Source organism: Exiguobacterium sp. 17-1, from assembly GCF_023096305.1.
Lineage (GTDB): Bacteria > Bacillota > Bacilli > Exiguobacteriales > Exiguobacteriaceae > Exiguobacterium_A > Exiguobacterium_A sibiricum_A.
The window spans coordinates 631330-643573 of record NZ_JALIGJ010000001.1 but is presented as its reverse complement, the minus strand read 5'-3'; the positions used below and the strand labels follow the sequence as shown (position 1 = coordinate 643573).

The following is a 12244-nucleotide window of genomic DNA, read 5'->3' as shown; positions in this document are numbered from 1 at the left end:
CTTCCACCGTTTCTAGTTTTACGTTATAGGGTAAATATCATACATTGATTATGACATATGGGGGATAAAAAATGCGTACATACGATTGCATTGTAATAGGTACAGGATCTGCTGGAAACCAAGCAGCTTATAAATTTGCCGAAAAAGGACTAAACGTTGCCATTATCGAAAACTTTACACCGGGCGGAACATGCGCCCAGCGTGGTTGTGATGCGAAAAAGATTTTATTGACTGGCAGTGAAGCTAAAGACGCCGTCGAACGTCTGCTGGGATATGGATTAAAAGGTCTTGTGTCCATTGACTGGCGTCAGCTGATGGAACGAAAAAATGAATATACACGCGCCATCCCGGAACAAACACGAAATCGGTATGACGAGGTGGGAATTGACTACTATCACGGTGAACCCCGTTTTCTATCTAACAAAAAACTCCTTGTGGACGATATCGAGTTGGAAGCCGACCAATTTTTAATCGCGACCGGACTTCGCCCACGTGAGCTGTCCGTTCCCGGTAGTGAACGTTTCCTCAACAGTAATGAATTTCTGGAATTACGTGATGTACCCCGTCGCCTTGTCTGTATTGGTGGAGGATACATTTCGTTTGAATTCGCTCACCTTGCGCGAATCGCCGGTTCTGAAGTGACGATTCTCCTGCGTTCCGGTGCACTTAAACAGTTTGAACAAGATTTAGTTTCCGTGCTGCTCGAAGCGACACAGGCGCTTGGCATCAAGATTCTTCACGAAACGGAAGCTGTATCTTACTCGGACACGACATTGACACTTTCTGACGGAACACGGTTAGAAGCTGACGTTGTGTTGAATGCGACAGGTCGCGTCGCAAGCATCGAACATTTGCAATTGGAAAAAGCCGGTGTCATCTACGAAGAAAAAGGCATACATGTGAACGATTACCTCCAGTCTTCCGCTTCGAACATCTATGCAGCAGGTGACGTAGCAGTCAGCGGAAATCCTGCCTTGACTCCTTTTGCAGGAACGGAAGGACGGCTTGCTGCCTGTAATATGCTCGAAGGCAATACACGCCGACTGGAATTACTTCCTGTGCCGAGCATCGTCTTCACTACGCCGAATCTTGCAAAAGTCGGACAGACGGAAGCCAGTCTAAAACAAAACAATACAAGATACCGCGGAAAATTAATTGATACCTCGAGTTGGCAAACAAATGTCCGGATCAAAGATCCGTTCACCCGGGCAAAAGTATTGATTGGGGAAGACGATCAGATTCTGGGTGCTCACTTCATCGGTGTGCATGCTGCCGAACTGGCTAACTATTTTTCGTTTGCCATGCAGCACCGGATTCCAAGCTCTGCTCTTCAGAAAACGAGTTTTGCTTATCCGACACCCGCATCTGACATTGCATCATTACTGGAAGACTGACAACTGAAAGCGAGGAGTTGACATGGTTGATTACGGCTATACGATTCTTTACATTACGGACCCCGTAAAAACACGTCTGTTCTACCACGGTCTGCTTGGTCTTTCGATTAAGGCTGAGCATGGAAGTTATACGGAATTCGAAACCGGCTCGACAATTCTTGCTTTCAATACAAAAGAAGACGTTCGTTCCATGATTCCCTATGAGATACCGGACAAAACCGGGCAGCAATCGATTGAACTCGGTTTTGTGACCGATGATGTCGCTTCATTGTATGAGACGATCCGAGCTGCCGGACATGAAACGGTCTTACCACCAACCCAAAAGCCCTGGGGACAAACCGTCGCCTATGTGCTTGATCCCGATGGTCATTTGGTTGAACTCTGTTCACCGATTGGTTGATCCAACAAAAAAAGGCATTCCGTCGATTGACGGAATGCCTTTTGAATAGCGCTTAGAATTAGTTAGATGTCTCAACGAATTCTTTTAAAGCGTCTTTAGGCATGAAGCCCATTGTTTTATTAACCGGTTGACCGTCTTTGAACAAGACGAGTGTCGGAATACTTTGGACTTGGAAAGCTCCAGCGACTTCCGGGTTAGCGTCAACATCGACTTTTACGATTTTTACGTTTTCCATATCCGCATCGAGTTCTTCAAGAACAGGAGCAAGCATGCGACAAGGTCCGCACCATGTTGCCCAGAAATCAACGAGAACGAGACCTTCTTGTGTATCTTCTTTAAACGATTGGCTAGTTGCGTGTACGATTGCCATTGAGAAAAACCTCCTATTTTTAGATCGGTTTGATTTATTTATCGAACCCATCTTTTTACTGACTTGAGTATAGCACAGCCCTACCTTACAACAAACGAAACTGCTCAGACAAGTCATCGCACTAAAAAAGAAGCAAAGAAGTTACTCTTCGCTTCTCTTCCTGTATCTTAATGGACCAGCATTTTTTTGAATTCTGCCGTTAACAACGGTACGACATCAAATAGGTCGCCGACGATTCCATAATCTGCTACCGAGAAGATATTCGCTTCCGGATCTTTGTTGATGGCGACGATGACTTTCGCGTTCGACATACCGGCTAAATGTTGAATCGCACCGGAAATCCCGCAAGCAATGTACAAGTCAGGTGTCACGACTTTCCCCGTCTGACCGATTTGCAGGGCATAGTCACAATAGTCTGCATCACAGGCACCACGTGATGCACCAACTGCGCCGCCGAGTAAATCCGCCAGTTCTTGAAGCGGTGCAAAACCATCCGAACTTTTGACGCCCCGCCCACCGGCAACGATAACTTTTGCTTCCGATAGATCGACACCACCGGTTGCTTTTCGAACGACTTCCGAAACGATTGTCCGTAAATCTTTTAACTCAACGGTTACCGATTCGACAGTCCCCTCGGAAGAGCCTTCAGCCATTGGTTCGATGTTGTTCGGACGGACTGTAAAGAGCGTTTTTCCTTCTGAAACTTTTACTTTTTCAAAAGCTTTTCCTGAATAAATTGGTCGGATGAAGGATGCGTCCGGTCCTGTTCCTTCAATTGATGTGACATCACTGATCAATCCCGCTTGCAGTTTCGCTGCGATTTTCGGAGACAAATCTTTACCGAGTGATGTATGGCCAAATACGATGACGTCTGGCGCAACGCGATCCAGCAGTTGCATGAAGACTTGCCCGTATCCGTCCGGTGTATAGTGCTGCAACCGTTCGTCTTCAACGACGAGGACTTGATTTGCACCTCGTGTCGCAAGTTGTGCTGCATCTGCCGCTACGTTTTGTCCGATTAAGGCAACCACGACTTCGTCTGCAACTAAATTTGCCGCTGCAATCGCTTCAAATGACACATTTCGTAAATTCCCGTCCCGTGATTCTGCAAGTACAAGTGCTTTTGACATATCGTTTCTTCCCCCTTAAACAACTTTTGCTTCGTTGCGTAATAATGAAGCGAGTTCCTGGACTTGTGTCGACAAATCACCTTCTAGAATTTTACCGGCTGCTTTATTTGGCGGTAAAAAGCGTTCAATCGTCTCAAGACGCGGTGCCAACTCGTCCTCGTCTAATTCCAGATCCGATAATTCAAGTTCTTCGAGCGGTTTCTTTTTCGCCTTCATGATACCCGGAAGGCTTGGATAACGGGGTTCATTTAATCCTTGTTGGGCTGTTACGAGCAACGGCAACGATGTTTTAATGACTTCCGTATCCCCTTCTGAGTCACGTGTCACGACGGCATCCGTTCCGTTTAACTCGAGCTTCGTAATTGTAGTGACGTATGGAATATCGAGCAGTTCTGCGACACGTGGAGCGACTTGTCCGCTTCCGCCGTCAACCGCGACGTTTCCGGCGATAATTAAATCGACAGTCTGTTCCTTGAGATATCCGGCCAACACTTCTGAAATCGAATAATGATCTGCTTCTTCGATATCATCTTCAATCGAGATCCGGACTGCTTGATCGGCTCCCATCGCAAGCGCCGTCCGAAGTTCTTTGTCCGCATCTTCCGGTCCGACGGTAACGACCGTCACGGTTCCAGATTGGGCATCCCTTACACGGATGGCTTCTTCGACTGCATATTCGTCATAAGGGTTGATGATGAATTCCGCACCATCCTCTTCGATTTGACCATTTTCGAGCTGGATTGCTTCTTCCGTATCAAATGTTCGTTTTAACAAGACGTAGATTTCCATTCTTCGTTCCCCCTCATATCAACTTCTATTGACCACCATCATTTTTTGTATCCGCTTACAAAAAGTTTTTCATGAAAAGGGCTTAACTTAGCCCTTTAATTAGCATGCGATGAATACCGTGACGTGTCTCGAGCAACTCGTATTTAAATCCGCTCGCCATCCAGCTGGTCACGACTTCGTCAATCGTTCCGAATACCATTTGTCGTGCTAAACGATAATCCAGCTCGTTTGAGAACTCTCCCGATTCCATCCCATTTCGAATCACACGATCAATCAGATGGAGATACGGTTTTAAAACAGTTGCGATATTATGCCGCATCTCTTGATTCGATTGGCGTAACTCGATTTGCGTGACGACGGCCAAATCATAATCAACCGACAATTGTTCGAGATGCGCTTCAATGAGCGCTGCCAGTTGTTGCGTCGCTGACTGATGATGTGCGATTTGCGCTTCCGAATATTCGATGAAGCTGCCCATCTTGGCTTGGAACAAAGAAATCAATAAGTGCTCTTTGTTCTTGAAGTAAAGATAAATTGTTCCATCCGCTACGCCTGCTTCTTTCGCGATAGCTGTTACCTTGGCACCGTGGTAGCCATTTTTCGCAATCACCTTCACTGCCGCATCAATGATGCGATCACTCTTAGACATCGTTCTTTTCATAAGGCTATCTCCTAACACATAAAATGAATGATGGTTCATTCATATTTATTCTATCATGTCATTTCGAGCTGTCAACTGCTTTCTTCCAGTTGTTTTGCCCGTTCTTCCTCGACTAAGACACGGCGAAGAATTTTTCCGACGAAGGTTTTCGGTAACTCTTGTCTGAACTCATACTGCTTCGGTACTTTGAAGGAAGCCAGACTTTTCCGGCAAAACTGATCAAGTTCTTCTTCTGTCGTCTGCACGTCATCTTTCAAAACGATAAAGGCTTTGACGGTTTCACCCCGGTAAGCGTCCGGCACACCGATGACGACGGCTTCTTTTACCGCCGGATGTTCGTACAAAATCTCTTCGACTTCCCGTGGATAGATATTGAATCCCGATGCGATAATCAAATCTTTTTTCCGGTCGACAATCCGGAAATAATGGTCCTCACCGACATATCCAAGGTCTCCCGTATGCAACCATCCGTCACGCAGGACAGCCTGCGTATCTTCCGGGCGTTTCCAATATCCTTTCATGACTTGCGGACCACGGACAAGAATCTCTCCGATTTCTCCTGGTGCAGCAGGCGTCTCTCCGTCCGGTTGAACGATTTTAGCGATTGTATCCGGAACAGGAATTCCGACTGTTCCCGGAACGCGTTTATCCCAGATACAGTTCGTATGCGTCACGGGACTTGTTTCCGACAAGCCATACCCTTCGACGATGCGTCCGCCTGTCACCTGTTCAAACTTCTCTTGTACTTCGACCGGAAGCGGTGCTGATCCGGAAATACATGCTTCGATCGAGGATAAATCGTATTTCTTTAGTTTCGGATGATTTAACAATCCGACATACATCGTCGGAGCGCCGGGAAACAGACTCGGTTTTTCTTTATCAATCGTCTTCAGGACCTGTTCCAAGTCGAATTTCGGCAAAATGATTTGTTCATAAGCATTGAACATACCGAAGTTCAGGTTACACGTCATTCCGTAAACATGGAAATACGGGACGACTGCCAACAACTTCCGCCCGTCTCCCCGAGAATATTTATAGAACCAATGACTGATCTGTTCGACATTGGCACTGAGATTAAAGTGCGTCAACATAACTCCTTTAGGCGCACCGGTCGTTCCACCTGTATATTGTAACACTGCGATGTCTTCTTTTGGATTGATGATCACCGGTTCAATCATCGCACTTCCGCGATGAGACAGAAACGGAATCGATCCCGTCGTATCAATGATGATGTTATTGTCTTTACGGGACTTGATCGGATACAGTTTATTTTTAGGAAATGAAAGATAGTCAGCAATGCTTGTCGTGACAACGGTTTTTAAAGACGTCTTTGCTTTGACACGCGACGCTTTCGGATACAGCAAATCCAGTGTGACGAGCATCTTCGCCCCCGAATCGTCCAAAATCTGTTCCAGTTCGCGGTCGGTATACAATGGATTGACTTGAACGACGATTCCACCGGCGTACAACACCGCGTAGTAACTGATCATATATTGCGGACAGTTCGGCAACATCAAACCGACCCGGTCACCCTTTTCAAGACCGGCATCTTGCAGGACTTTTGCAAAGCTCCGCGCTTCATGCCGTACTTCCTGGAACGTCATTCGTTTCCCGAGAAAACTAAGGGCTCTCCGCTCCGGAAACTCATCTGCTGCCTCTTCAAGTGCTTGATAGAGTGGTATCTCGCGATAGGTGATTGATGCGGGTACTTGTTCCGGATAATCCTTTAACCATGCTGAATCCATTCAAATCCCTCCCTGTGACTGAATTACTATTCATTTTTATTATACGTGTAATTTGTCCACAGCGGCTAGTCCTGTTCTAAAATAAATTTCACATTTTTCCCAATCATAGGTATTTTGAAAACACCATAAAAAAACCACTTGCCCTTTCGCAAGTGGTTGCTTTGATCGATAGTTAGCGCGACGGATAGGTGAATCCCTCACCGATGACTTCACGTACTTTATGAATGACGACAAAAGCACGTGGATCGGCCGCTTCGACGATTTGTTTCAATGGCGCGAGCTGACGTTTGTCGACAATCATGTATAACATGTCGTTTTTCTGTTTTGTGAAATGACCGTGACTGTGGATGACGGTCGCACTTCGTCCGAGTGTTTCAGTCAAAATCGTTGCGATTTCTTCCTGGCGGTGACTAATGATCGTCACCGCTTCCCGGACATTCAATCCTTCGCTGACCAAATCAATCAAATACGAACCAATGATGATCGCAATCAACGTATAGAGCATCGTTTCTTCACCGAACAAAAATCCGGAGGCTCCGACGACCGTCACGTCGATGATGAACATCGACACGGCAATCCCTAAGTTCAAATACTTATTCATTAGCCGGGCGATGATGACACCGCCGCCGGTCGTCCCGCCTGCCCGGATGACAAGACCGATTCCAAGACCAATCAAGATTCCGGCATAGACCGTCCCGATCAGCCGGCTGTCGGAACTCGTCGCGAGTGATGCCGTTGACGACAGGACGAACGAGGTCGTCGCGACGGAAATGACGGAATAGATCATCGTTTTCCGACTTAAGAAGCGGTAGCCGACGACAAACAGTAACGCATTGGCAAGTAACGAGACTAAGCCGGTATCCCACCCATACAGGTAGTAGAAGATGACGGTAATCCCGATCAATCCTCCTTCAGACAAGTCATTCGGAATCGTGAAGTAGTTGATGCCGAACGCCAGGATAGCTGAACCGATGATGACCCAAAAGATATCTTTCCAGGAAATCAGTTGCATCGCTTCAAAGGCGCGCCGCCGTATTTCATTCGTATTGGTTTTTTTGACATTCATAGTCGTTTCCTCCTTCATTTTTTTGTGTCCTACCAATAAAAATTCCGTACTGAATCGATCTCAGTACGGAATAATCACTTGGCAGAGCCAGTTCTTTTAATTCATAAAAATCCATAACAGACCGACGACCAAAAAGGCAATCGATACGCCGAACATGATTTTTGCTAATCGTTCTAACACCTGTTCACCCCACTAACGCTGAACCGATCACATAAGACATCCCGATCGATAACGAACAGGAGATGATACCGACAGCGATATTTCCTTTTTCGATCTCCCGATCAACCGGAAGATTCGGAGTCAAGAATTCAAAAATCCAATAGGTCGAAATCAACAGTAAAAATCCGAAGGCACTTTCTAAAAAGATTGCTCCGACACGCTGTTCACTTTGAACGGCAAAATGCACGATATTTGCCAGACCAATGATCTTACCGCCGGTCGCAAGCGCAACGGCGATGTTTCCACTCTTGATATGTTCCCAGTTTCGGTACCGGGTTGTCAACTCAAAAAGTGCCAGACCCATGATGATCAACAGTCCCGCAACCGAATACAAAGCTGTCGTGTAGACATAGACGTTTTCAAAAATATTCACCTATCCGCGCCTCATTTCAATTCGATGATCGTTACGCCATGTCCACCTTCACCTTGACCGCCTAAGCGATGCGTTTTGACATGACGGTTGCCACGTAGATATTCTTGTACTCCTTGACGCATTGCTCCCGTCCCGAGACCATGGATGACACGTATCTGTTCGTAGTTGGACAGTAAAGCCTGATCCATGAACCGATCGAGCTTGGCCAGCCCTTCCTCGACACGGACACCGCGTAAGTCCAGTTCGGCTGAAGCAGCGGATTGTTTCGTAATACTCGTTCCACCGGATCGTTTTTTAGTTTTCGAAGCTGTTTTAGCTTCACCGACTTTGGCCAGATCACCCGGCTTGACGTTCACTTTCATGATTCCGACTTGAACCGTGTATTCACCATTCGAATTTTGATTGATGATGTATCCTTTTTGGTTAAATGTCGTCACTTTTACCTCTTCGCCTTTTGCAAATACCGGAGCCTGGTTCGTTTTTGCTTTGACCTTGGCAATCCGTTGATCTTGTAACGAAGGTTTCGCTTGCTCCAGCTGTTTCCGGGCTTCAATCAGTTCATGCTCTTTGACAGCTCCTGCGTCACGTAATTCTTTCAGACGCTTGATGACGGCTTCTGCTTCTTTTTGTGCCCGTTCGACGGCACGCGTTGCCTTTTCTTCTGCTTTTGCTAAAATTTCGTTTTTCTCTTGATGAATTTCAGCTTGTTCCCGCTCGAATTCTTCCCGTTCTTCCACCAATCGTTGTTGCTCCTGCAACAATTCCCGCTCCAAGGATTCAGCACGTTGTTTCGCTTCCTCGAGTCGTCCGATCATCGTTTCGACGGACTGCGCATCCGTTCCGACTTGATCACGGGCCGCATCGATGACGCGGTCCTCTAGCCCGAGTCGTTTCGAAATTTCAAAGGCATTCGAACGTCCCGGTACACCGATCAGTAAGCGGTACGTCGGACTGAGCGACTCAACATCAAACTCCATCGAGGCGTTAACGACACCTTCCCGGTTGTAGCCGTATGCTTTCAGCTCCGAATAGTGAGTCGTTGCAGCAACACGTGCGCCGCGTCGTTTCACTTCATCCAAGATGGCAATCGCAAGTGCCGCCCCTTCTGTCGGATCCGTTCCGGCTCCGAGCTCATCAAACAGAACAAGACTCATGAAATCAATTTTGCCCATCATTGAAACGATGTTCGTCATATGGGAACTGAAGGTCGACAAGTTCTGTTCAATGGACTGTTCATCTCCGATGTCGGCATAAATCGCATCAAAGACACTCAGCTCCGTCTCGTCCGCTGCCGGAACGTATAAACCGGATTGAACCATCAATTGCAGTAATCCAATCGTTTTCAGTGTGACGGTTTTCCCGCCGGTATTCGGTCCGGTGATGACGAGTGAGGTGAATTCTCCGCCGAGTGATACGGTAATCGGAACGACTTCATCGTCTGGAATGAACGGATGCCGTGCTTCTTTCAAGACGATATGCCGATTTTCATTTAATCGTGGTTCAACAGCACGGATCGTATGTCCGTATAAGGCTTTTGCCATAATGAAATCGAGCTCCGCCAAGACGTCGACATTGATTCGAAGCGAATCGCCGACCGAGCCGACGAGCGCTGAAAGTTGGGCTAAAATCCGTTCGATTTCCGCACGTTCTTTAAGGCGTGCCTCCTGAATTTCATTGTTGGCTGCAACGACGGCTTGCGGTTCGATGAATAACGTCGCCCCGGACGCCGATTGGTCATGGACGATGCCGCCAAAAGCTTGACGGTACTCCTGTTTGACCGGTACACAATAACGATCATTGCGCATCGTCACGATGGCATCAGATAACATCTTCGACTTACTGCGCAATACGCCGTCGATTTTCGAGCGAACTTGCCCTTCAAGGGAGCGTAATTGACTCCGTAAGGACCGCAGCTTATCGCTTGCCGAGTCTTGAACCGTCCCTTGATCATCGATCGCATGACGAATACCTTGTTCGATTTCCACCAGTTTCGTAATCTGTTCGATTCTGCTGTCCAGTGCCGGTAACCGCAAATCCGGGTGATCTTCATGCAGACGTTCCTGGAAGGCCTTCACTTGACGTCCGGAATAAACGACGTCTGCAACCGCAAGTAACTCACTTGTCGAGAGGACCGAGCCGATTTCCGCCCGTTTCACCTCACTGCGGACATCCGTCAGTCCACCAAATGGATAACGGTCGCGCAGTCGATAGACTGTCGTCGCTTCTGTCGTCAAAGCGAGCAATGCTTTCACCTGTTCGAAATCTTCTGCCGGCTCCATCTTCCGCACGAATTGGGCGCCAAGTGAACTGGCTGTCTGTTTTGCGAGTAGTTCTTTTAGTTTATCGTATTCTAATACACGTAGTGCATTGGCATTCATTTACTTCACTCCTAAACGTTTTCGATCAAAAAAAGCCCGCGCTTCTTTTGCAGTCCACGTATTGATGACATCGGATGGTTCCAAATATGCTTTACGTGCATGCAGGACACCAAGTTTCATATCTTCTAACATTTCCGGACGATGGGTATCGGTATTGATCATCAGTTTGACTCCAGCCGCTTTCGCTTTTGCAAGAGACGAGGCAGTTAAATCAAACCGTCCGGGATTTGCATTCATCTCCAGTGCCGTTCCGGTTTCAGCAGCCAGCTCGACCAATCGATCGATGTTGACCGCATATCCGTCCCGGCGTCCGATGATCCGTCCGGTCGGATGAGCAATCAAGGAGACATAGGGATTGCGGCAGGCATTTTCAAGCCGTTGCATGATTTCCTCTTCTGTCTGATCAAACTTGGAATGAATCGAGGCGATGACATAGTCCATCTCTTGTAAAAAATCATCGTCGTAATCCAGTGAGCCATCCGGTAAAATATCCATCTCGACACCGCATAAAATCGTCATCTCCGGATGTTTCTCCCGTGCTGCTTCAATTTCGACACGCTGTTTCCGCAATCGTTCTTCCGTCAATCCATTAACGAATTTCATATATTTACTGTGATCGGTAATGGCCATCCAGGAATATCCCCGCGCCGCACAGGCGTCGACGAGCTCATCGACGGACAATGTACCGTCCGACCATGTCGTATGCATATGGACATCGGCTTGGATATCCGTCTCTTGAATCAACGTGTCTAAATTCGCTTCGAACTCCAGACGACCTGCCCGCAGTTCTGGCGGGATGAACGGCAAATCATAACGGGCAAACAGTTCCTGTTCCGTTTTCGGTTGGAACAGACCGTCCTTGGTTTCGACACCGTACTCGGAGATGCTTTCGCCGCGTTCTTTCGCCAGTTGCCGCATCCGGACATTATGATCTTTCGAGCCTGTAAAGTGATGTAATGTCGAAGCAAACGCCAAATCATCCACTAATCGGAAATCAACCGCAATGTATGCATCATCTCGTTTGAGGACAATCGAGACCTTCGTTTCCCCGGCAGCAATGATTTCATCGATTTGTTCAATTTCAAGCAACTGTGCCTTCACTTCTTTTGGCTGATCCGTTGAGATGATGAAATCGAGATCCTTACACGTTTCTTCCGCCCGTCGGAAACTACCTCCGACTTCAAAACGAATGATTTGGTCGATACCGGCTAATGTCCGCTCCAGTTCACTGACACTTTTGCGCATGACACCATACGGTAATCGTTCTGGTCGTGTCTCGAACGTTTCCAGTGCCTTACTGTATTTTTCGACAGTCTTTTTTCCGAAGCCTGGCATTGCTTCCACTGTACCATCCGCCAGTTTCTCAGCGAAGGAATCTGCATCAATGACCCCGACTTCATGCAGCTTCGCTAATTTCTTCCCGCCAAGTCCAGGAATCTTCAGTAAGGCGATTAATCCTTCCGGTACCTGTTGTTCGAGTTCTGTTAAGGCTGTACTCGTTCCGGTTTCACGAAATTCTTCAAGGACCGTGGCCGTACCTTTACCGATTCCTTTCATCGCTGTAAAATCTTCAATTGCCATAAAATCCAGTTCTGCCGCTTCGAGCAGACTCGCTGCCTTTCGAAATGCATTGATTTTAAATGGATTTTCGCCTTTTACTTCGAGATAAACTGAAATTCTTTCTAAATGTCGAATCGCATCTTGTGTCGTCCGCATGTT

Annotated in this window: 11 protein-coding genes; 2 read left to right on the top strand and 9 right to left on the bottom strand. The window is 47.2% G+C overall.

The window, feature by feature from the left end:
• The first annotated feature begins 71 nt into the window (after nucleotides 1-71).
• Nucleotides 72-1394 (top strand): dihydrolipoyl dehydrogenase family protein, encoded by a 1323-nt coding sequence (locus MUN34_RS03115; protein WP_247856849.1) that lies wholly within the window; start codon nucleotides 72-74, stop codon nucleotides 1392-1394.
• A 22-nt stretch (nucleotides 1395-1416) separates the two neighbouring features.
• Nucleotides 1417-1794, top strand: a complete 378-nt coding sequence (locus tag MUN34_RS03110) for a VOC family protein (protein ID WP_026827775.1) — start codon at nucleotides 1417-1419, stop codon at nucleotides 1792-1794.
• A gap of 58 nt (nucleotides 1795-1852) precedes the next feature.
• Here MUN34_RS03110 and trxA read toward each other — a convergent pair whose 3' ends face one another.
• The 9 genes from trxA to polX all read right to left on the bottom strand — a co-directional run bounded on the left by trxA (nucleotide 1853) and on the right by polX (nucleotide 12241).
• Nucleotides 1853-2215: a thioredoxin gene (trxA, locus tag MUN34_RS03105; RefSeq protein ID WP_081776614.1), complete on the bottom strand. Its 363-nt coding sequence runs from the start codon at nucleotides 2213-2215 to the stop codon at nucleotides 1853-1855.
• A gap of 116 nt (nucleotides 2216-2331) precedes the next feature.
• Nucleotides 2332-3294, bottom strand: coding sequence for an electron transfer flavoprotein subunit alpha/FixB family protein (locus tag MUN34_RS03100; protein WP_026827774.1), 963 nt, complete (start codon nucleotides 3292-3294; stop codon nucleotides 2332-2334).
• A gap of 15 nt (nucleotides 3295-3309) precedes the next feature.
• Complete coding sequence (locus MUN34_RS03095; RefSeq protein ID WP_012371035.1) at nucleotides 3310-4083, bottom strand: electron transfer flavoprotein subunit beta/FixA family protein; 774 nt, start codon at nucleotides 4081-4083, stop codon at nucleotides 3310-3312.
• 82 nt (nucleotides 4084-4165) lie between these two features.
• Nucleotides 4166-4744, bottom strand: coding sequence for a TetR/AcrR family transcriptional regulator (locus tag MUN34_RS03090; RefSeq protein WP_012371036.1), 579 nt, complete (start codon nucleotides 4742-4744; stop codon nucleotides 4166-4168).
• 71 nt (nucleotides 4745-4815) lie between these two features.
• The gene (locus tag MUN34_RS03085) at nucleotides 4816-6489 is read right to left on the bottom strand and encodes an AMP-binding protein (protein ID WP_026827773.1); all 1674 of its coding nucleotides are present in this window, start codon (nucleotides 6487-6489) and stop codon (nucleotides 4816-4818) included.
• A 172-nt stretch (nucleotides 6490-6661) separates the two neighbouring features.
• A complete protein-coding gene (locus tag MUN34_RS03080; RefSeq protein WP_034769765.1) occupies nucleotides 6662-7555 on the bottom strand; it encodes a YitT family protein in 894 nt (297 codons plus the stop codon).
• Between the two features lie 184 nt (nucleotides 7556-7739).
• A complete protein-coding gene (locus MUN34_RS03075) occupies nucleotides 7740-8147 on the bottom strand; it encodes a DUF350 domain-containing protein (protein ID WP_012371039.1) in 408 nt (135 codons plus the stop codon).
• Between the two features lie 11 nt (nucleotides 8148-8158).
• Entirely contained in the window at nucleotides 8159-10525 is a 2367-nt protein-coding gene (locus MUN34_RS03070; protein WP_026827771.1) for an endonuclease MutS2, read from the bottom strand.
• The gene (polX, locus tag MUN34_RS03065; RefSeq protein WP_026827770.1) at nucleotides 10526-12241 is read right to left on the bottom strand and encodes a DNA polymerase/3'-5' exonuclease PolX; all 1716 of its coding nucleotides are present in this window, start codon (nucleotides 12239-12241) and stop codon (nucleotides 10526-10528) included.
• Nucleotides 12242-12244: the final 3 nt, after the last annotated feature.

What these genes read in the sequence shown, in the direction of transcription:
- MUN34_RS03090 (WP_012371036.1), bottom strand. Translation starts at nt 4,744, where the DNA reads ATGAAAAGAACGATGTCTAAGAGTGATCGCATCATTGATGCGGCAGTG.
- MUN34_RS03080 (WP_034769765.1), bottom strand. Translation starts at nt 7,555, where the DNA reads ATGAATGTCAAAAAAACCAATACGAATGAAATACGGCGGCGCGCCTTT.
- MUN34_RS03115 (WP_247856849.1), top strand. Translation starts at nt 72, where the DNA reads ATGCGTACATACGATTGCATTGTAATAGGTACAGGATCTGCTGGAAAC.
- MUN34_RS03100 (WP_026827774.1), bottom strand. Translation starts at nt 3,294, where the DNA reads ATGTCAAAAGCACTTGTACTTGCAGAATCACGGGACGGGAATTTACGA.
- polX (WP_026827770.1), bottom strand. Translation starts at nt 12,241, where the DNA reads ATGCGGACGACACAAGATGCGATTCGACATTTAGAAAGAATTTCAGTT.
- trxA (WP_081776614.1), bottom strand. Translation starts at nt 2,215, where the DNA reads ATGGGTTCGATAAATAAATCAAACCGATCTAAAAATAGGAGGTTTTTC.
- MUN34_RS03085 (WP_026827773.1), bottom strand. Translation starts at nt 6,489, where the DNA reads ATGGATTCAGCATGGTTAAAGGATTATCCGGAACAAGTACCCGCATCA.
- MUN34_RS03095 (WP_012371035.1), bottom strand. Translation starts at nt 4,083, where the DNA reads ATGGAAATCTACGTCTTGTTAAAACGAACATTTGATACGGAAGAAGCA.
- MUN34_RS03070 (WP_026827771.1), bottom strand. Translation starts at nt 10,525, where the DNA reads ATGAATGCCAATGCACTACGTGTATTAGAATACGATAAACTAAAAGAA.
- MUN34_RS03110 (WP_026827775.1), top strand. Translation starts at nt 1,417, where the DNA reads ATGGTTGATTACGGCTATACGATTCTTTACATTACGGACCCCGTAAAA.